General features: G+C 54.6%; 21 protein-coding genes, 1 tRNA gene and 1 pseudogene. 6 read left to right on the top strand and 17 right to left on the bottom strand.

The features are described from left to right. Nucleotides 1–426: a heme-binding protein gene (locus ABLV12_RS07480; RefSeq protein WP_004105919.1), complete on the bottom strand. Its 426-nt coding sequence runs from the start codon at nt 424–426 to the stop codon at nt 1–3. 542 nt (nt 427–968) lie between these two features. Between ABLV12_RS07480 and ABLV12_RS07475 the strand changes: the two genes are divergently transcribed. Then, nucleotides 969–1,292, top strand: a complete 324-nt coding sequence (locus ABLV12_RS07475; RefSeq protein ID WP_071530277.1) for a DUF1889 family protein — start codon at nt 969–971, stop codon at nt 1,290–1,292. Between the two features lie 497 nt (nt 1,293–1,789). Then, complete coding sequence (locus ABLV12_RS07470; protein WP_064397157.1) at nt 1,790–2,404, top strand: Fic family protein; 615 nt, start codon at nt 1,790–1,792, stop codon at nt 2,402–2,404. Here ABLV12_RS07470 and ABLV12_RS07465 read toward each other — a convergent pair. Both ABLV12_RS07465 and ABLV12_RS07460 read right to left on the bottom strand, forming a co-directional pair. Next, nucleotides 2,401–2,547, bottom strand: a complete 147-nt coding sequence (locus ABLV12_RS07465; protein WP_016808013.1) for a hypothetical protein — start codon at nt 2,545–2,547, stop codon at nt 2,401–2,403. The genes ABLV12_RS07470 and ABLV12_RS07465 overlap by 4 nt on opposite strands. A 347-nt stretch (nt 2,548–2,894) precedes the next feature. Next, a tRNA-Ile gene (locus ABLV12_RS07460) sits at nt 2,895–2,970 on the bottom strand. 124 nt (nt 2,971–3,094) lie between these two features. On the opposite strand from ABLV12_RS07460, the gene mug reads away from it, so the two are divergent. Continuing rightward, nucleotides 3,095–3,601 (top strand): G/U mismatch-specific DNA glycosylase, encoded by a 507-nt coding sequence (mug, locus tag ABLV12_RS07455; RefSeq protein WP_004105914.1) that lies wholly within the window; start codon nt 3,095–3,097, stop codon nt 3,599–3,601. Here the strand turns inward: mug and ABLV12_RS07450 are convergent. The 5 genes from ABLV12_RS07450 to rpsU form a co-directional block, all read right to left on the bottom strand. Continuing rightward, nucleotides 3,598–4,689: a hypothetical protein gene (locus tag ABLV12_RS07450; protein ID WP_348866951.1), complete on the bottom strand. Its 1,092-nt coding sequence runs from the start codon at nt 4,687–4,689 to the stop codon at nt 3,598–3,600. The two genes, mug and ABLV12_RS07450, sit on opposite strands and share 4 nt — an antisense overlap. 32 nt (nt 4,690–4,721) lie before the next feature. Beyond that, nucleotides 4,722–5,366, bottom strand: coding sequence for a TetR/AcrR family transcriptional regulator (locus tag ABLV12_RS07445; RefSeq protein ID WP_024274735.1), 645 nt, complete (start codon nt 5,364–5,366; stop codon nt 4,722–4,724). A gap of 241 nt (nt 5,367–5,607) precedes the next feature. Then, nucleotides 5,608–7,452, bottom strand: a complete 1,845-nt coding sequence (gene rpoD, locus ABLV12_RS07440) for an RNA polymerase sigma factor RpoD (RefSeq protein WP_004105908.1) — start codon at nt 7,450–7,452, stop codon at nt 5,608–5,610. Nucleotides 7,453–7,601: 149 nt separating this feature from the next. Continuing rightward, nucleotides 7,602–9,344 (bottom strand): DNA primase, encoded by a 1,743-nt coding sequence (gene dnaG / locus ABLV12_RS07435; protein ID WP_016808010.1) that lies wholly within the window; start codon nt 9,342–9,344, stop codon nt 7,602–7,604. A gap of 233 nt (nt 9,345–9,577) precedes the next feature. Then, nucleotides 9,578–9,793, bottom strand: a complete 216-nt coding sequence (gene rpsU, locus ABLV12_RS07430; protein ID WP_001144069.1) for a 30S ribosomal protein S21 — start codon at nt 9,791–9,793, stop codon at nt 9,578–9,580. 237 nt (nt 9,794–10,030) lie between these two features. Between rpsU and tsaD the strand changes: the two genes are divergently transcribed. Then, nucleotides 10,031–11,044 carry a tRNA (adenosine(37)-N6)-threonylcarbamoyltransferase complex transferase subunit TsaD gene (tsaD, locus tag ABLV12_RS07425; RefSeq protein WP_004105903.1) on the top strand — a complete coding sequence of 338 codons (1,014 nt, stop codon included), beginning with the start codon at nt 10,031–10,033 and terminating at the stop codon, nt 11,042–11,044. Nucleotides 11,045–11,091: 47 nt separating this feature from the next. Here tsaD and ABLV12_RS07420 read toward each other — a convergent pair whose 3' ends face one another. The 8 genes from ABLV12_RS07420 to ABLV12_RS07385 all read right to left on the bottom strand — a co-directional run bounded on the left by ABLV12_RS07420 (nt 11,092) and on the right by ABLV12_RS07385 (nt 17,794). Then, complete coding sequence (locus ABLV12_RS07420) at nt 11,092–12,699, bottom strand: cytosine permease (RefSeq protein WP_348866950.1); 1,608 nt, start codon at nt 12,697–12,699, stop codon at nt 11,092–11,094. 151 nt (nt 12,700–12,850) lie between these two features. Beyond that, entirely contained in the window at nt 12,851–13,468 is a 618-nt protein-coding gene (gene ureG, locus ABLV12_RS07415; protein WP_004105899.1) for an urease accessory protein UreG, read from the bottom strand. Nucleotides 13,469–13,476: 8 nt separating this feature from the next. Beyond that, nucleotides 13,477–14,151, bottom strand: coding sequence for an urease accessory protein UreF (locus tag ABLV12_RS07410; RefSeq protein WP_160886211.1), 675 nt, complete (start codon nt 14,149–14,151; stop codon nt 13,477–13,479). After that, nucleotides 14,152–14,622, bottom strand: coding sequence for an urease accessory protein UreE (gene ureE / locus ABLV12_RS07405; protein ID WP_004105893.1), 471 nt, complete (start codon nt 14,620–14,622; stop codon nt 14,152–14,154). Nucleotides 14,623–14,631: 9 nt separating this feature from the next. Beyond that, nucleotides 14,632–16,335, bottom strand: a complete 1,704-nt coding sequence (gene ureC, locus ABLV12_RS07400; protein ID WP_016808009.1) for an urease subunit alpha — start codon at nt 16,333–16,335, stop codon at nt 14,632–14,634. After that, nucleotides 16,328–16,648 (bottom strand): urease subunit beta, encoded by a 321-nt coding sequence (locus ABLV12_RS07395; RefSeq protein WP_004105889.1) that lies wholly within the window; start codon nt 16,646–16,648, stop codon nt 16,328–16,330. The genes ureC and ABLV12_RS07395 overlap by 8 nt, the downstream gene beginning before the upstream one ends. A 9-nt stretch (nt 16,649–16,657) precedes the next feature. Beyond that, nucleotides 16,658–16,960, bottom strand: coding sequence for an urease subunit gamma (locus ABLV12_RS07390; RefSeq protein WP_004105887.1), 303 nt, complete (start codon nt 16,958–16,960; stop codon nt 16,658–16,660). Nucleotides 16,961–16,969: 9 nt separating this feature from the next. Continuing rightward, complete coding sequence (locus ABLV12_RS07385; protein ID WP_348866949.1) at nt 16,970–17,794, bottom strand: urease accessory protein UreD; 825 nt, start codon at nt 17,792–17,794, stop codon at nt 16,970–16,972. Between ABLV12_RS07385 and ABLV12_RS07380 the strand changes: the two are divergent. Continuing rightward, a pseudogene (locus ABLV12_RS07380) lies at nt 17,784–17,867 on the top strand (short-chain dehydrogenase); the annotation flags it as partial. The gene ABLV12_RS07385 and the pseudogene ABLV12_RS07380 sit on opposite strands and share 11 nt — an antisense overlap. 332 nt (nt 17,868–18,199) lie before the next feature. Here the strand turns inward: ABLV12_RS07380 and plsY are convergent. Further along, the gene (gene plsY, locus ABLV12_RS07375; protein ID WP_004105883.1) at nt 18,200–18,820 is read right to left on the bottom strand and encodes a glycerol-3-phosphate 1-O-acyltransferase PlsY; all 621 of its coding nucleotides are present in this window, start codon (nt 18,818–18,820) and stop codon (nt 18,200–18,202) included. Between the two features lie 221 nt (nt 18,821–19,041). Here plsY and folB point away from each other — a divergent pair, with 221 nt between their 5' ends. Continuing rightward, on the top strand, nt 19,042–19,425 hold the full coding sequence (folB, locus tag ABLV12_RS07370; RefSeq protein ID WP_004105881.1) for a bifunctional dihydroneopterin aldolase/7,8-dihydroneopterin epimerase: 384 nt from the start codon (nt 19,042–19,044) through the stop codon (nt 19,423–19,425). The last annotated feature ends 182 nt before the right edge of the window (nt 19,426–19,607 follow it).

The raw sequence follows: 19,607 nt of genomic DNA, 5'->3' as shown, positions 1-19,607 counted from the left end.
TTATTTAGAGAAACCCTTCAGAGCCGTTTCGGCTAATAACATGTCCTGTTCGACGGTACCGCCGCTCACGCCAACGGCGCCGATGACTTCCTCGTTAAAAATAACTGGCAGGCCGCCGCCAAAAGGAATGATTCGCTGCTGGTTGGTGAGTTGTAATCCATATAGCGGTGCGCCCGGTTGGACTAACGCTGTAATTTGATGAGTGCCTTTTTGCAGGCCGCATGCCGTATAGGCTTTATTGAGCGCAATATCGCAGCTGGTTATAAATGCCTCATCCATACGCTGCATCAGGAGCATATTTCCGCCGCGGTCAACAACGGCAAAGACCACCGGCACGTTCATTTCAAGGGCTTTCGCCTCAACGGCAGTAGCCATTTCTTTCGCAGCCGCCAGCGTAATAGTGGCGATGTGTTTGATCTTATCCATAATCTCTCCTGTTAATATCCAGGGCTGGAACGCGATAATTATCGCAGGCACATATTTCAACTGCTGTTTGCGGGCTTATTCTCTCGCCGCAGGTTATTAAGTCAATAGCGAGAAAAATACTATCTAATTGAGTTTTTATTACCGCAGGCTGTTTTTTGATAACGATCGTTTAGCTGTATCACAGTTTGTTATTAATCTTCTTTTGCATGTTTCATCATGGAACTTCTTTTTTTTATTCTGTGCCAGACTGGAACGAAATTAATTTGCTTAACTTACGGCTTTACATCTCTTTTTGCTGATTAACGGCGAGAAGAAGGTGAGTTTATCGGTAAGCCGTCGCGCTGGGTGAAGTTTTTCTGCCTTTTTACTCATCGGGCATCGCACCGTGATGCGAGCGCGCGGCGTGGAGGGGAGCAAAACGCCGCATTAGTCGAGCAGAAAAGCGCCACGCAAGCGTTTAGCTGGGGGCTGAATCAAAGAAAGGCAACGATCTCTTTGATATCCCGACGGAGTTGGGTCCATATTATAAACATGTTCATTACGTGGTTAATTTTAAGGATAAGAGCATGCCAACAGCAATCGATAAAGCCCTGGATTTTATTGGTGGTATGAACACATCGTTACCGGTGCCGAATACTATGGATGAAAGTACCGCTAAGGGGATCCTGAAGTATTTGCATGAACTAGGCGTACCGGCCAGCGCTGCGCAGGTCACGGCCCGTGGTGAGAAGGAGGGGTGGAGTGCCGGGTTCACGCAAAAAGTAGCCGGATGGGCGGACAAAATTGCCTCTGGCAACCGCATTATTATCAAAAACCCAGAATACTTTACTGCTTATATGCGCGAACAGCTGCAGGCGCTGGCGTAAGCCGCCTGTCGCCATATTCACCATAAGACGTGGCGCTATACAGGAGCCGCAAAATGCAAAAAGGGCTGACGATTTCTCGCCAGCCCTTGCTGTATCTGGTGGCCCCTGCTGGACTTGAACTAGCGACCAGGTGATTAAGGACCATAACCTGACATAGTTCTCATTGTACGCTATTTTTTATTTTTTTTATTTATAATCAAATGGTTAATTTGATTTTTTGTTTCTGTCTGCTTGTCTCATTTCTCTACTGTCTTTCCTTACCTGAAGCAAAAATGGGCATTGCCTCAGGGGACGTTTATCCTCTGAAAGGTAACCTCATGGCCGCCAGGCATATAAGACGTTACTGGTCACAGTTGATGTATTGAAAGACAAGCGTGAGTATCTGATCCCACTGACTGAAAAGCGCAGGGTATTTGAGTTCCGGGAGGAGTGGAGCAATAACTTTCAGCGGCAGCAGGAAAACAACGTTGTGAACTCGTTCGGAAGGAGATAAGGGCTTGTCAAAATATGAGCTAAATTCAGCAGAAGAGCGTTATCAGCCTGGGTCTGGAGATTTAGTACTGGCTAATAAGCTGGGTATTACTGATGACGAAGAAATGGAGACGCTGGAATCAGGCCTGTTATTGATGCTTTATGAACGGTTGTTTATCGAAGGTCAGCCTCCTTCTGTGCTGGCATTTGAGCACGTCAGTGGATGGCATCGCCAGTGGCTGGGGAATGTGTATGACTGGGCCGGGAAATTACGTCATGCTAACCTGGCTAAAGATGGTTTTCAGTTTGCTGCTGCCGACAGAATTCCACTGCTTCTCGATAGTTTTGATAAGCAATTTCTTTCCCGGTCTGCTGAGTTGAAATTCCTGGTTCGTCCGGAACTGGTTCGTTATCTGGCTGAATGCCACGTGGAGTTTATTTTGATCCATCCATTCAGAGAAGGTAACGGGCGTCTTTCACGACTGCTTTGTGATGTACTGTCGGTTGTGGCGGGTAAGGGCTTACTGGATTACAGTCTATGGGATGAGCACAAGGCCTTTTATTTCAGAGCAATACAGGCAGGCATATCAGGAAACTATAGCCCTATGATGCAACTGATGAACGATATCTTACCAGATTAACGGGCAAGACCAACGGCTTTCGCCTGCGCCTGATTTTTTTTGAGCTGCTGCTCAATTTTTTGTACAGATGCACCGGTTTCGATTGCGGTTGAACTGGCTACGGAACGGTAAATCTGGGCTTTAGTGACAGGCGTTTTTTTCATAATGTCGCGTCTACGGGAGTTGTTGTGGAAATTTTAGAGTGTAACGAGATTGCTTGCAAGCTATAGCCCGATTTCCATTTTAGGTTATATAAATCAATGCATAACGTACGTATAGCGCAAGTGGCGAAGCATCATACCGGACGACCAATGGAATGATATTAATGCAGCTAAATTTTTACTCTCTGCCTATGGCTGTATTGTGAATATTGCGGGCAGCATTCCTGATTTATACCACTATCCGAGAATGCTGGCAGCAAGATGCAGAAAACAGGGAGCAATTCCTTGCATTACCGAAATGACAGCCAAAGAAAAAGGGCTGACGATTTCTCGCCAGCCCTTGCTGTATCTGGTGGCCCCTGCTGGACTTGAACCAGCGACCAAGCGATTATGAGTCGCCTGCTCTAACCACTGAGCTAAGGGGCCGTGGCGAAGGATTATAAAGTAACTGTTGCCCGCAATCCAGCCTAAAACGCACGCCTGCTGTTTTTATAAACAACGCATTTTCAATCCTTTATAATTACCTTTTAGGTATTGAGCTGGGGAAAACATGATCAACGATATTCTGGCGCCGGACCTGCGGGTGGTCTTTTGCGGTATCAATCCGGGGAAGTCTTCCGCCCATACCGGTTTTCATTTCGCCCATCCGGGAAATCGCTTCTGGAAGGTGATTCATCAGGCCGGGTTTACCGACCGTCTTCTGAAACCCGAAGAGGAGCTGCAGCTGCTGGATACCCGCTGCGGGATTACCATGCTAGTCGAGCGCCCGACGGTACAGGCCAGCGAGGTCGCGCTGCTGGAGCTCCGCGATGGCGGAAGAGAGCTGGTGAGGAAAATGGAAGAGTATCAGCCGCGCGCGCTGGCGATCCTCGGTAAACAGGCTTTCGAGAAAGCGTTTCAGGTACGCGGCGTAAAATGGGGCAAACAGCAGGTGACCATAGGCGCGACGGAAGTATGGGTGTTGCCAAATCCCAGCGGGCTCAACCGGGCGACGCTGGATAAGCTGGTGGAGGCCTACCGGGAGCTTGACGAGGCGCTGGCAACGCGAGGGCTTTAATTCGCCCCGGGCGGTTCCAGGCGGGTAAATTCGCCGATAGGACGGCGAATTCTATTATTTTCGCCATAGTCGTCAACGTAGCCTGCGCGAAGGATCATTTGCGGCGGCTGGCTTAAGCCTAAGGTTTCCGCCAGCTGTTTACGGAACGCTTTATCCTCCAGCATCTGGCTCACCGGCTGAACAGAGATGCCGTAGCGGACGGCATCCAGCCAGAAGGCCTGCAGATTCATACCGCTGCGCATCATCAGCGGAAAGGTTTCCTCTCCGCCGATGATAAAAAATCCGGCGCTTTGCGCTACGCTGCTGGCTGTTTTACTGATGCTTTCCGCGGCGAAGGCTTCTCCCTGGGCTTTTTGCCGATCGAAAAATGAGTAATAGAGCAGTTTTTTTATCCCGGTGATGCCTAACTGTTCTGCGGGCAGGCCGTCTTTCAACCGGCGGGCCTCTTCGTTGGAAAAGCGCAGCCAGTGAGCGAACTCCGCTCTTTTGGCCGCATCGAGCGCCTGAGCCTTTGCTGCCTGGATGGCAAAACTCTCAAGCTTATTAAACCCGGCGCTGCCGCGTGGATAATAATTTAAATACGGCTGGTGCTGTTTGAGCAGGGCAGCGAGATCGCGGGGCGCAAGGGCAATATCCTGAAACGGACGTTTGTCGGTGTGCCGGCGCTCAATTAACTTCAGCACGGCGGGCTGTTTGAGAGAAGAGGCGCGGTGGAGGGGGCTTAACGTCATGCGGGCAACATCATCATTGCGCGCCATCGCCGGTAAAATGTCTATTTCCGCCAGCATGCCAAATGCGGCGGCTGCCTGGCGGAAGTTCTCCAGGAACGCACCCAGAGAAATACTGGCTTCTCGCCCCGCCGGGTCGATATGCGGGAGGGCTTTACTGCGGTCGAACGCCAGGGTGAATCGCCGTGCGTCCGGGTTATAGCGAATCTGCCAGGGCTGAGTATTATGCGCATTTGGCGCCAGCGAGGCGTAATACACTATATGGCGTTGTTCGGTTGGCAGCGCAAATGGTAGTGAAAGATCTTTGGTCAGGCGCAGGGGCTTCGCTTTATGATAGGCACAGGCGCAAACCACTATCATACCTATTAGTAAGGACAGAAATATTTACTTTATCATCGACTCTCGCCTTTTTCTATCATTAATAATAAAGCGTCAAAAGCGAAGTTAAGAAAGGATTTTCGGTCCTTCTCAAGAAGCCGCAAAATATAGGCTTCTTTGCTTGCTGATTTTTCTACCAGCCCGGTCAGGCAGAGCCAGAACAGCATCATGACGTCTGCCATTGGAGCATTTAACTGAAGCTCTTTGTTTGCTGCCGCGCGGGAAATTTCTCCGGCGATAATATGATTAATCTCCTCGCCGAGCATATAGATATTAGTCAGTACTTTATTATTTTTCATCTCTTTTTCTGAGCAACCTATTTTCCCGGTAATGCCGGGGAAATAGACGATGCCGGAGTCGTGGATAGCAACCAACGACTGGCAAAGCTCATGATAAAACTCGCGGAAGGGGGCCTGCCGGCTGACTATTTTAACCACCTCCTGGTGAAAGCGCTCCATTCCATCGAGAATAAGGTGATCGACAATATCCTGTTTACTGTCAAAGTAGGTATAAAGCGTGGTTTTACTGAATCCGGCTTCGTGCGCAATCTCATCCATGGTCGTTCCTTCTATACCATGGTTAAGAAATAACGTATTAGCGGTGGCCAGAATAACCGTTCTATTAAAATCAGCCAGCTGAATCTTTCGTTTGCTATTCATTGAATATCCCTATTATTTAGATTCGCGTTGTCCATTAAGTGCGATTTATGAACTAATAGTACAAATATAAAACTATGAGTCCAGTTGTTTGGCTTTATGGTATTAAATAATAAGAATATGACCCGAATATATATTGATAATTTCTGGATGCAGGTATTAATATTTATTAAAGGAATGATTTGCGATTAGCCATAAAAAAAGCCAGTCAGTTGACTGGCTTTTTTGCGCTAAGCGGCGATGATTAATCGTCGAGGAAGCTACGCAGCACTTCAGAACGGCTCGGATGGCGCAGTTTACGCAGCGCCTTCGCTTCGATCTGACGGATACGTTCGCGGGTTACGTCGAACTGTTTACCCACTTCTTCCAGCGTGTGATCGGTATTCATGTCAATACCAAAGCGCATACGCAGGACTTTTGCTTCACGGGCGGTCAGGCCAGCCAGAACGTCATGGGTGGCGGCGCGCAGGCTCTCAGTGGTGGCAGAGTCCAGCGGCAGCTCGAGGGTGTTATCCTCGATGAAATCTCCCAGATGCGAATCTTCATCGTCGCCAATCGGCGTTTCCATGGAGATCGGCTCTTTGGCGATTTTCAGCACCTTACGGATTTTATCTTCCGGCATCAGCATACGCTCGGCCAGCTCTTCCGGCGTCGGTTCGCGGCCCATCTCCTGCAGCATCTGGCGGGAAATACGGTTGAGCTTGTTGATAGTCTCAATCATATGCACCGGAATACGGATGGTGCGCGCCTGGTCTGCGATAGAGCGGGTGATCGCCTGACGGATCCACCAGGTTGCGTAGGTGGAGAACTTGTAGCCGCGGCGGTATTCAAACTTATCTACCGCTTTCATCAGACCGATGTTACCTTCCTGGATCAGATCGAGGAACTGCAGACCGCGGTTGGTGTATTTCTTGGCGATCGAGATAACCAGACGCAGGTTCGCTTCAACCATCTCTTTCTTCGCGCGGCGCGCTTTCGCTTCACCGATGGACATGCGACGGTTGATATCTTTTACCTGCTCAATGGTCAGGCCGGTCTCTTGCTCAATCTGCTGCAGTTTCATCAGGCCGCGCTGAACGTCTTCTTTCACGTCAAGCAGCTTTTCTGACCACGGCTTATTCATCGCGATGGCCGCATTGAACCAGGTTTCGCTGGTTTCGTTGCCGGTAAACAGAGTGATGAAGTTTTTCTTCGGCATTTTGCACTGCTCAACGCACAGCTTCATGATGATACGTTCTTGAGTACGAACGCGATCCATCATGATGCGCATGCTGTTAACCAGGTAATCGAACTGCTTCGGCACCAGGCGGAACTGTTTGAACACTTCAGACAGCTTGAGAATCTCTTCCTGCGCTGCGGCGTGGCTACGACCTTTCGCTTTGATGGTATCGCGGGTCAGTTCGTACTGCGTGCGCAGCTCGGCGAATTTCTCGCGCGCCAGCTCAGGATCGATGCTGTTGTCATCATCGCTGCTGTCGTCGTCTTCTTCTTCATCTTCGTCTTCGTCGTCATCCATCTCTTCCTGAGAGAGTTCAGAACCGACGTGCGTCGCCGTTGGCGCCATGTCTTCTTCGGCGTTCGGGTCAACAAAACCGGTGATCAGATCGGACAGACGCGCCTCTTCCGCCTCAACGCGATCGTACTGCTCCAGCAGATAGGTGATGGCTTCCGGGTATTCAGCAACCGAGCACTGCACCTGGTTAATACCGTCTTCGATACGTTTAGCGATGTCGATTTCGCCTTCGCGCGTCAGCAGTTCGACGGTACCCATTTCACGCATGTACATGCGCACCGGGTCGGTAGTGCGTCCGATTTCAGACTCAACGCTGGAGAGAACCTGCGCCGCAGCTTCTTCCGCATCTTCGTCAGTATTGTTGTTAGTTTCAGCAAGCAAAAGATCATCGGCATCCGGTGCTTCTTCCATCACCTGAATGCCCATGTCGTTGATCATTTGGATGATGTCTTCGATCTGATCGGAGTCGACGATATCTTCCGGCAGATGGTCATTGACCTCGGCATAGGTCAGATAGCCTTGCTCCTTACCACGTTGGACAAGAAGCTTCAGCTGTGACTGCGGGTTTTGCTCCATAAGACGGTATCCACACTTAATTCGTTTGATTGGTGTAAGCAGATGAACTGCCAACATTTAAAGCGAGGGCGTACTTATATTTTTGCCGCTGCGCCTCGCGCGGCTGTCGGGGTCTTCCCGAACGATATTCGGCACTTAAGCCGTTAAATTCATTTTTTTTCCAGGGCTTGTCTGATTTCCCAGAACTCCCGGCGTTCTTCACTGCTTAAACCGTGAGTGCGGTCGCGAGCTATCAACTCTTCTTGCCGCTGTTCAAGCATTGCATCAAAAATTCGGTTTAGCGTGTCGGTGAACATTTTTTCAACATTCTCATCCCTTATATCGTTCCAGGCTGAGAGTTTTTCAAGTGTTGAGTATTCACTAGTCCCGCGATAGTTCTCTAATAGCTGCCCCGTGGTCAGGCCCGGCTGCGCAACACAGAGGTTCACCAGCTCGGAGAAGAGGCTGAGTCCCGGTAATTTGCTCTGCGCCAGCCCCTGCAAAGGGGGCACCAGCGGCGCCAGATTGGGATTCTGCACCAGCAGTCCTATAAGTATACGCATAGGCGTCTGTTTTATCTGCTGAGCCGGGCGTACGACGCCACTTTCTGCCTGTTTCGGCATTAAACGATCAAGCTGGGTATCATCAAAAATGCCCAGCTTCAGGCCCAGCATCTGGCGCAGCTGAATACGATGCGCATCGCCAGGCACCTGGCTAATGAGCGGCAGCGCTAGTGCGGCCAGCTGCGTACTGCCATCCGGCGAACTCAGATCGACCTGCGGTAAGAGACTGTTAAATAAAAACATGGAGAGCGGCTGAGCCTGCTCCATCCGTGCTTCAAAAGCCTCTTTACCCTCTTTACGTACCAGCGTATCCGGATCTTCACCATCGGGCAGGAACATAAAGCGTAGCTGACGACCATCGGTCATGTACGGCATTGCCGTTTCCAGCGCACGCCATGCGGCATCTCGACCGGCGCGGTCGCCGTCGTAACAGCAAATTACGTTGTTCGTCGCACGGAATAATATATGCATGTGGTCGGCCGTGGTCGATGTACCCAGCGATGCAACGGCATAGTTAATACCGTACTGCGCCAGAGCGACGACATCCATATACCCTTCGACAACCAGCAACCGCGGTGGTTCTGCCTGGTGCTGCTGCGCTTCATAAAGGCCGTAAAGCTGGCGGCCCTTATGGAAAATATCGGTCTCCGGGGAGTTGAGGTATTTCGGCGTATCGTTACCCAGTACGCGACCACCAAATCCAATCACCCGGCCTCGTTTGTCGCGAATCGGAAACATCACGCGATTGCGGAAACGGTCGTAAGTTCTTCCCTGGTCATTGTTGACCAGCATTCCGGCATCGAGCAGCAGTTTCCTGTTGTCGACATTACCGCCGAAACGTTTTAATGCGTTATCCCAGCCTGGCGGCGCAAAACCAATAGCAAACTGCTGGACAACTTCGGCACTCAGGCCGCGTTGCTCCAGGTACTGGCGCGCAGGTTCGGCATTAGGTTGGTTGAAGGATTGCTGATAAAAGTCATTTAACCCTTCCATTAGCTGATAGAGATTTTGCCGCTGATGGCGCTCTATCTGACTCAGGCCCGTTCCGGCTTCATACGGCACTTCAAGATTATGCATAGCAGCCAGCTCTTCGACGGTTTCCACGAACTCGAGCTTGTCGTAGTTCATCAGGAAGTCGATAGCGTTGCCGTGCGCACCGCAGCCAAAGCAGTGGTAAAACTGTTTTTCACCGTTGACGGTGAAAGAGGGGGTTTTTTCGTTATGGAACGGACAGCACGCGTGATAATTCTTGCCCTGCTTTTTCAGCTTCACCCGCGCGTCGATCAGATCGACGATATCGGTGCGCGCCAGCAGGTCATTGATAAATACTCGTGGAATTCGTCCAGCCATATGCCCCGTTTTATACACTTCCCCTTCAAACTGCCTCTGCGCTGGCTTCGCTCGTTCACCCCTGTCGCTTACTTCAGTAAGCTCCGGGGACTTACTCCCTAGCCGCCTTGATGCATCTTGAATGATTGGGTGTATATGCTAATGCATAAACGAAAATAAGCCGCGCATTCCTTTCGGAAGCACGGCCTTACAACTACAACTCGGTCTGAATTGAGAGCCTGGCTCCCAACAGATTAGTACAGACGAGTGCGGCGTGCGTTTTCGCGAGCCAGTTTCTTCGCGTGACGTTTCACTGCGGAAGCTTTAGCGCGTTTACGTTCGGTAGTCGGTTTTTCATAGAACTCACGACGACGAACTTCCGCCAGAACACCTGCTTTTTCGCATGAACGTTTGAAGCGACGCAGCGCTACGTCGAACGGCTCGTTTTCACGTACTTTAATTACCGGCATGTAACTCTCACCTTTGATAAATTCGGTTTGCCGCTGGCATCAACGCCAGCTTATTTCAAAATGGTGCGGAATTTTACTGCAATTGCTGCTGCTTTGTAAAGCACCGACGCGATTTTTGAAAGGGACTTTTATAAGGACAAGGAGTATACACGAAGTGAGCGCCAGGGGTGAGGAAAGTTTTACATCAACCCGCATTGGTCCTACACTGCGCGGTATTGAAACGAGGTAAAACTAGCCATGCGTGTACTGGGAATTGAAACATCCTGCGATGAAACCGGCATCGCCATTTATGACGACGAAAAAGGTCTGTTAGCCAACCAGCTGTATAGTCAGGTGAAATTGCATGCTGACTACGGCGGCGTGGTGCCTGAACTCGCCTCGCGCGACCACGTGCGTAAAACCGTCCCTCTGATTCAGGCGGCGCTCAAAGAGGCCGGGATGACGGCAAAAGATATTGATGCCGTTGCGTATACGGCGGGCCCAGGCCTGGTTGGCGCGCTGCTGGTCGGCGCGACGGTAGGCCGCTCGCTGGCCTTCGCCTGGAACGTGCCGGCGATCCCGGTACACCATATGGAAGGGCATCTGTTGGCGCCGATGCTGGAAGATAATCCGCCGCAGTATCCGTTTGTCGCGCTACTGGTTTCCGGCGGCCATACCCAGCTGATTAGCGTCACCGGTATTGGCCAGTATGAGCTGTTAGGTGAGTCGATTGACGACGCTGCAGGGGAAGCCTTCGATAAGACGGCTAAACTGCTCGGCCTGGATTACCCTGGCGGCCCGATGCTGTCGAAGATGGCCTCCCAGGGCACCGAAGGGCGTTTTGTCTTTCCGCGCCCGATGACCGACCGTCCCGGGCTGGATTTTAGCTTCTCAGGCCTGAAAACCTTTGCTGCCAACACCATCCGTAGCAACGGCGATGACGACCAGACGCGCGCCGATATCGCCCGCGCTTTCGAAGACGCGGTCGTGGATACGCTGATGATCAAGTGCCGCCGGGCGCTGGAGCAAACCGGTTTTAAACGGCTGGTGATGGCTGGCGGCGTCAGCGCTAACCGTACGCTGCGCGCGAAGCTGGCGGAAATGATGAAAAAGCGCGGCGGGGAAGTCTTCTATGCCCGTCCTGAATTCTGTACCGATAACGGTGCGATGATTGCCTATGCGGGTATGGTTCGTCTGCGTTCCGGGGCAAAAGCGGAGCTGGGCGTCACCGTTCGTCCGCGCTGGCCGCTGGCTGAACTTCCGGCGGCATAATTTCTGCTGTTTTACAGGCCGACGTCCTGTCGGCCTGCCTTCTCGACTTATTCCATACTCTTACACAGCGAGCAAATCGCCCCCTGATGTTTATGCGAATGCATCACGTCAGGACGTTCGTACTCTTCCCGGCAGCTCAGGCAGCGGTAAACGGTGATCGACGCATTACCCTGCGCATCGTAGCGCGGCTCGGCGATACCGTCATCGTGCTGTTTAATGTAATAGCGCCCGCGGGTGGCGATTCCCATGACCGGCGTCATCACGAACGCTACCGCCAGCGCGATCAGCGGCGAGAACGGCGCCAGGGTGTCGCCTAACAGGCCGAAGAAGGCGCTAATCGAAAGGCCTGCCGCGAGGGCAAAAGAGACTACGCCTACTGGGTTGACGTTGTAGATCATCCCGCGGCGATACTCCGGCTGCGCCGGCGCCAGCTTCAGCACGCCTTTATTGACGGTGATATCGGTGGCGACCACCACCACCCAGGCGATGGCAAAGTTAGAGTAGAAGCCGAGGATCCACGCCAGAGCGCTAAACATGTCGCCCTCCATCAGGGCGAGAGCAATCGTCAGGTTGACGATGACGAAAATAATTCTCCCCGGATAACGTTTGGTGGTGCGCGTCCAGGCGCTGGTCCACGCCAGCGAGCCGGAATAGGCGTTAGTGACGTTTATTTTTATCTGCGAGATAACCACCAGCACCACCGCGAGGGTGAGCGCCAGCCAGCCGGGGACCAGGTTATCGAAGACGCTGACGAACTGCTGTACCGGTTCGGTGTTGTGCACCGCCGGGAAGCGGGTCAGCAGATAGAACCCGAGAAAAGCGCCGATAATCTGTTTAATCGCACCTAACACGACCCAGCCCGGACCGGCGGAGAACACCGCCAGCCACCAGCTTTTGCTGTTTTCTGCGGTCTTCGGCGGCATAAAGCGCAGGTAGTCGATCTGCTCGCCAATCTGCATGATCAGCGACAGGCATACCCCCGCGCCGAGCATAATGGCGGTTAAATCTACCGTTGCGGCGTGGTTTTTACCGGCGAAGTTCATAAAACCATCCACCAGATCCGGGTCTTTGGTGATAAGCCAGGCCACCGGAACCACCATCAGGACCAGCCACAGCGGCGTCGTCCAGACCTGAAGGCGAGTCAGCGCCTTCATGCCGTAGACCACCAGCGGCAATACCATCAGGGTGGCGATGAGGTAGCCCATCCACAGCGGGATCCCTAAGCCCACCAGCAGCCCCTGCGCCATAATCGAGCCTTCGAGGGCGAAAAAGATAAAGGTAAATCCGGCAAAGATAATGCTGGTGATCACCGAGCCAAAGTAGCCGAAACCGGCGCTGCGGGTGATTAAGTCGAGGTCGATGTTATAGCGCGCGGCGGTAATCGCCAGCGGAATACCGGTAAGAAAAATAACCAGTGCCGCCAGCAGGATCGCGTAAATCGCATTGGTGGTACCCCAGGCCATGCCGATGCTGGCGCCGATAGAAAAGTCGGCCAGGTAGGCGATACCGCCTAATGCCGTCACCGCGACAACCCCTGGTCCCCAGCGGCGAAAGCTCAGCGGGGCATAGCGAAGCGTATAGTCTTCCAGCGTTTCTTTGGAGCCGGAGGCACTGGTTTGCGCAGGTAAATCAGTTTTTATATCCAGTGATGACATAGTCATTCCTTAATGGTTGGGCATGACTGGAATTAGCAAACCTTATGCCACATCGCAGGGCAGGCGCTATCAGGGCTTCATGAAGGGGATGGCTAAAGAGAGGGCAGGGTATGCACCATCCCGACATCTTTGCGTCGGGATGGTGCAGAGGTTACTTGCCAAGCATGCCTTTGTCTTCGATAAAGGCGATGATATTTTGCAGGCCGTCGCCGCTTTTCAGGTTGGTGAAGCTCCACGGACGTTCGCCGCGCATGCGCAGGGTATCGCGCTCCATCACTTCCAGAGACGCGCCCACGTACGGTGCAAGATCGGTTTTGTTGATCACCAGGAAGTCGGATTTGGTGATCCCCGGCCCGCCTTTGCGCGGGATCTTTTCTCCTTCCGCCACGTCGATGACGTAGATGGTGAGATCCGCCAGCTCCGGGCTAAAGGTCGCGCTCAGGTTATCGCCGCCGCTTTCCACAAAGATCAGATCGAGATTGCCGAATTTCTCGCTTAGCGCTTCCACTGCGGCCAGGTTCATCGATGCGTCTTCGCGAATGGCGGTATGCGGGCAGCCGCCGGTTTCGACGCCGACAATTCGCTCTGGCTCCAGGGCGCCGGCTTCGGTGAGAATGCGCTGATCTTCTTTGGTGTAGATATCGTTAGTCACCACCGCCAGCTGCCAGGTGTCGCGCATGGCTTTGCAGAGGGCTTCCAGCAGCGCGGTTTTTCCGGAGCCGACCGGGCCGCCGACGCCGACGCGCAGCGGTTGCTTAATCATGTTCATATCTTCTCCTAAGAACGGAATAGTCGGGAATACTGGGTTTCGTGTCGCGCGGAAGCGATAGCCGCAAGCGGCGTCGCCGAACCGATTGCGCAATCCGGGGCCGCAAGGGCGCTGTCCATGTCCGCCGCATAGCGGTCGCACAGGCGCAGAATCAACTGCTGGGCCGCCTGCTGGCCGAAGGGCACCAGCTTGACGCCCGCCATCACCGCGCTTTCAATCCAGCTATAGCCAAGGCTCAGGGCCAGGTCAGGAATGGCTATTTGCCAGCGTACGCCAAGCCACGCTATACCGGTTAACTGGCTTTGCTGACACAGCTTGCGCCACTCGGGCGGGCAGTCCGGCTGCCAGTCGGCCAGCAGCCGGGTGAAGGCTGCGCCGCGGTTGCGCTCTTCATCGCGCAGCTCGCGGGTTTCCCGGCAGGCGAGCAGATAAGCGGTCCAGCGCCGGGCACAGTCCAGATCGCCCGCTTCGCAGGCCCGGTAGAGCCGGGCAAACAGCGGCAGGTCGACGGTAAAAAAGCTCTGCTCCATCTGCCGCAGCTGCCAGCGCTCAAAGGCGGCGGTATCCGCTACCCAGCCCGCTTCCACCGCCCACTCCAGCCCCTGGGACCAGCTGTAGCCGCCAACCGGGAGGCTGCTGCTGGCAAGCTGCATCAGCCGCAGACGTTTTTCCGGCGTCGGCATTTAGTGGCTGTGCTCGTGATTGTGATGATGATGATGGCCGTGCGACTCGCTGGCGTAGGCGCCGGCTTCCGGTTCAAACGGCAGATGCGCGAAATCCACGGCCAGGCCAAACTGGCGCAGCATATCGTCCAGGACGTGGTCGTGATGGTAGCGCAGCTCGCCGGGCATAATCTGCAGCGGGACATGGCGATTGCCGAGGTGATAGCAGGCTTTCGCCAGCATAAAAGGATCCTCGCAGCGCACGACCGAAACGGCTTCATCGGCGGCAATCACTTCAATGAATTCGCTGCCGTTTTCGTTACTGAGAATATCGCCGCCGCGCAGCAGCAGACCGCGCGGCAGCAGCAGGCCCGCCTGACGGCCATCGTTGAGGGTGACTTTAATACGGCTTTTTACCCGCACGTCAATCGGCAGGGTAACGCTGGCCGTGGCCTGCGCCGGGGTCTCTACCCGCTGGGTCAAATAAAGCATTTGCGCTCCTTAAAACAGGAAATAACGTTGCGCCATGGGTAACACGTCCGCCGGTTCGCTGGTTATCAGTTCGCCGTCGATGCGCACCTCGTAGGTTTGTGAATCCACGGTAATATTGGGCAACAGGCCGTTGTGGTGCATATCGGCTTTTTGTACCGTGCGGCAGCCTTTAACCACCGCCGTCGCGCTGTGCAGGTTCAGCCGTTCAGCGACGCCGTTTTCCGCCGCCGCCTGCGACAGGAAGGTCAAACGGCAGCGGTGACGAGCGCTGCCCAGCGCGCCGAACATCGGGCGATAGTGCACCGGCTGCGGCGTCGGGATAGATGCGTTGATGTCGCCCATCGGCGCCATGGCGATCATGCCGCCTTTGACGATCGTCGCCGGTTTTACGCCGAAGAATGCCGGGGACCACAGCACCAGATCCGCCAGTTTCCCCACTTCAATCGAACCGACTTCATGGGCGATACCGTGGGTTAACGCCGGATTAATGGTGTATTTGGCGATATAGCGCTTCACGCGGAAGTTATCGTTATCGCCGCTCTCTTCCGCCAGCGGGCCGCGCTGAACTTTCATCCGGTGCGCCACCTGCCAGGTACGTAACACCACTTCGCCGACGCGACCCATGGCCTGCGAATCGGACGAGGTAAGGGAGAAGGCGCCCAGGTCGTGCAGGACGTCTTCCGCGGCGATGGTTTCCCGCCGAATGCGCGATTCGGCAAACGCCACGTCCTCGGCGATATCCGGGTCGAGATGATGGCAAACCATCAGCATGTCCAGATGCTCGTCAATGGTGTTGACGGTGTAGGGCAGCGTCGGATTAGTCGACGAGGGCAGAATATTAGGGTGTGCGCAGGCGGTAATAATATCTGGCGCATGGCCGCCGCCCGCGCCTTCGGTATGGAAAGTATGGATAGTGCGCCCGCCGATGGCCGCCAGGGTATCCTCAACGAATCCCGACTCGTTAAGGGTATCGCTGTGCAGCGCAACCTGAACGTCCATTTCGTCGGCTACGGTCAGCGCGCAGTTGATTGCCGCTGGCGTCGCGCCCCAGTCTTCGTGAATTTTCAGGCCGATAACCCCGGCCGCGACCTGCTCACGCAGCGCATCCGGATTCGAGCCATTGCCTTTACCCAGCAGGCCGACATTGACCGGCAGGCTGTCCGCAGCCTGCAGCATCCGCGAGATGTACCACGGACCCGGGGTGCAGGTCGTGGCGTGGGTACCCGCCGCCGGGCCGGTACCGCCGCCGATCATGGTGGTGACGCCGGAGACCAGCGCTTCTTCCGCCTGCTGCGGGCAGATCCAGTGAATATGCGTATCGACGCCGCCGGCGGTGACGATCTTGCCTTCTGCGGCAATAATTTCCGTGGCCGCGCCGATCGGGATCGTGACGTTGGGTTGAATATCCGGGTTGCCGGCTTTGCCGATGGCGAAGATCCTTCCATCTTTGACGCCGATATCGGCTTTAACGATCCCCCAGTAATCGACGATCAGGGCATTGGTCAGCACCAGATCCGCGCACCCGGCGGAAAGCATCTGCCCCTGTCCCATACCGTCGCGGATCACTTTACCGCCGCCGAATTTGACCTCTTCGCCGTAGGTGGTCAAATCATCTTCAACCTCGATCCACAGCTCGGTGTCCGCCAGGCGAACTTTATCGCCGGTGGTGGGGCCGAACATGTCGGCATAGGCCTGACGTGAAATCTCACTCATCATTTGCCTCCAGCTCACCCATTATTTCGCCGCGAAAACCGTGCACGACGCGGGCTCCGGCCAGCGCTACCAGCTCCACCTCGCGCTTTTGGCCCGGCTCGAAGCGCACTGCGGTTCCGGCCGCGATATTGAGACGGTAGCCCGTTGCCTGCTGGCGATCGAACTTCAGCGCCGGGTTGACCTCGGCGAAGTGATAATGGGAGCCGACCTGAATCGGCCGGTCACCGTGATTTTCAACGATAATGCAGCAGGTAGCCCGGCCGACGTTAAGCGCTATCTGGCCCGGTTTAACCTGATATTCTCCTGGGATCATCGCGCTACCTCAGATTATCGGGTTATGGACGGTAACCAGCTTCGAGCCGTCCGGAAAGGTGGCTTCGACCTGGATATCGGGGATCATTTCCGGTACGCCTTCCATGACCTGCTCGCGGCTCAGGACGTGGCGCCCTTCTTCCATTAGCTCTGCGACGCTTCTGCCGTCGCGCGCGCCCTCCATAATAAAGGCGCTAATCAGGGCCACGGATTCGGGATAGTTGAGCTTCAGGCCGCGGGCCAGGCGACGCTCCGCCACCAGCGCAGCGGTAAACAGCAAAAGTTTGTCTTTTTCTCTGGGTGTCAGTTCCATAGCGTTCTCTTAAGTCAGCCAGATTCGGGGGAGTACCGGAGATTTGCCGGTCAGGTGCGGGCGCATAAACAGCCAGATATCGCGCATCGCCCGCTGGCAATGCAGATTATCGTCACTTAAAAAGCGTACCGTCAGCAGGCCGTCGGTGAGCGTCGCGCCGGCATAGTTTGCCAGCGGCGTAAGTTTTTCGCGTACGCCTTCCAGCAGCGTCTCGTTCGCCGGGTAGAACAGCATTGTTCCCACCCATGGCTGCTGCGCGATGCAGGCCAGCTCTCCATCGGCCAGGTTCAGGCGCTCAATCAGCAGCGGAGAGCCGTCGACCCACACCTCCAGTCGGTTAGCGAGCGCGCCGTGGCTAAAGGTTTCGCCGATGACCGGACGGCCAAGACATAGCAGGTCCCAGGCCAGCAGCGTACTGGAGGAGGAGAGGTGAAACACAGTATGCAAAGCGGCGTGAGCGCCGGGAAAGAAAATCGCATCCTGCGGCAACCACTCGAGCGTTGCGTTATCGCCCAGCGTCAGGGTTTGCAGAAGCCGCGCCTGCGCGCCGCTGCTGCGATAAAACTTGCTGGCGCCGGGCATGGTGATCAGCGTATGGCAATCGGACTCAATCGTGGCGCTGATGGTGAGTTCATCGCCGCCGACGATACCGCCGGGCGGATGAAGCAGATAGAGGTGGCAGGTCTCTTCTTCGGGATAAAACGGACGCTGAACGGTGAGTGGACCGACATGACGACGGGAGGCGAGCGTTGTTTTCCCGCCAAGAAGCTGAAAGCGGAGGTCCAGCGTGGCCTGCCAGCCTTTTTTATTCTGTGGTAACACCGTGCCGTGCAATGTCGCGCCCCTGCAAAATCAAGATAAAACAGCAGCGAAGAGTATTGATCGGGGGCCAACCATCCCGGTCATATGAAAAGCTTATGCCCGTCATACTTCGAGCCGCAGCCGCGTTGGCTACGTTTGTTCGCCCGAATCACTTACTGGAGTAAGCTCATCGGGACTCACTCACTTGCCGCCTTGCCGCAACTCGAATTATTTAGGGCATACAATTGTCATACTTCGAGCCGCAGCCGCGTTGGCTACGGGCTACTCGGCCCATCCATAGGCCTCGCCCTGGCGGGCCGTCGCAAGCGACGTTCAAATCTGATCCCGGCAGATTTGTCGTTCGCCCGAATCACTGACTGGAGTAAGCTCATCGGGACTCACTCACCGCCTTGCCGCGAAGTTGCGTCGAAGCAAAGGTTATTTCTGCTCCGGCGTTTTTTTCTTCTTTTTGAACCGGGTCCAGATGCGGGTTTCCTGACGCCGCCACAGACGCTGAATGTTGTCGTGATGGCGCAGCAGAATCAGGCATGAGAGCATCGAAACCGGGAAAGTATACTGCGGTTTGAACCACCAGACATAGAACGGCGCGATCAGCGCGCTGACGATCGCCCCCAGCGAGGAGTAGCCGCTGAGCAGAATCGTAAGCAGCCAGGTTCCGGCCATCACGCCGGTGAGATCCCAGCCGATAGGGGCGATGGCTCCGAAAGCGGTCGCCACGCCTTTACCGCCGCGAAAGTTAAAAAATACCGGCCAGATATGGCCTACGCAGGCGGCAATGGCCACCAGACCGAGCCAGAACGGCGTCAGGCCTAGCGCCCACGCTCCCCAGACCGGCAGCATGCCTTTCAGTACGTCAAAAATAAGCACCGCTACGGCTGCGCCCTTGCCGCCAATTCGCAGGACGTTAGTCGCCCCTGGATTGCCGGAGCCGCTGTCGCGAGGGTCGGGAAGTCCAGCGAGGCGGCAAACGAGAATGGCGCTGGAGATTGAGCCGCAGAGGTAGGCGAGGATAACCAGTCCAGGCGCGATTGCACTCATCAGCTGTTCCATTTTGAAAGTGTCGTTTTATCCCCGGTGCGCTGCGCGTTATCCGCGCATTGGCTCGCAGAGACCCATAGCGATGCTATGCTCCAGGAGCCTTGCCGCGTCGCTCTCTTCCTGCAACGCAAATTATTTAGGGGATGTCTTTGCATCTGTGGATAATACGCATAATTGGCCGGAAGTGGTATCCGGTTTAGCCAAAAAGCAGGCAGGTCGTGATGGATATTGTATTTATAGAGCAACTTTCGGTAATCACCACTATTGGTGTTTATGACTGGGAACAAACCATTGAACAGAAGCTGGTGTTCGATATCGAAATGGCGTGGGATAACCGCAAAGCGGCGGCCAGCGATGATGTCAGCGATTGTCTCAGCTATGCTGATATCAGCGAGGCGGTCATCAACCACGTTGAAGGCGGGCGCTTTGCGCTGGTCGAGCGCGTGGCGGAAGAAATTGCTGACCTGCTGCTGGAAAAGTTTCAATCTCCATGGGTGCGTATTAAAGTCAGCAAGCCTGGCGCGGTAGCCCGGGCGGCCAACGTTGGCGTCGTGATTGAACGTGGCCTTAATCTGAAACAAAACTTTTCAGGTCATACTCGTTAAACAAATTGTGTTTATACCGGTCATAGAATCCGACCATCAGGCTATTTTATTTGCCGTTTTGTCCCCGGGAAGCGCCCGAAAGCCGCGCGTACAACCTGTACGCTCCCGTTTCTGCGCGCTGTCCGTGGCCAATATTGAAGCCTGATAGCCTGGTTATTCGTTTCTGGTTTTTTTCATATTAC

Source organism: Klebsiella sp. CN_Kp100 (genome assembly GCF_040065315.1).
GTDB classification, from domain to species: domain Bacteria; phylum Pseudomonadota; class Gammaproteobacteria; order Enterobacterales; family Enterobacteriaceae; genus Klebsiella; species Klebsiella oxytoca.
The sequence above is the reverse complement of the archived record's forward strand: the minus strand, read 5'-3'. Positions and strand labels throughout refer to the sequence as shown.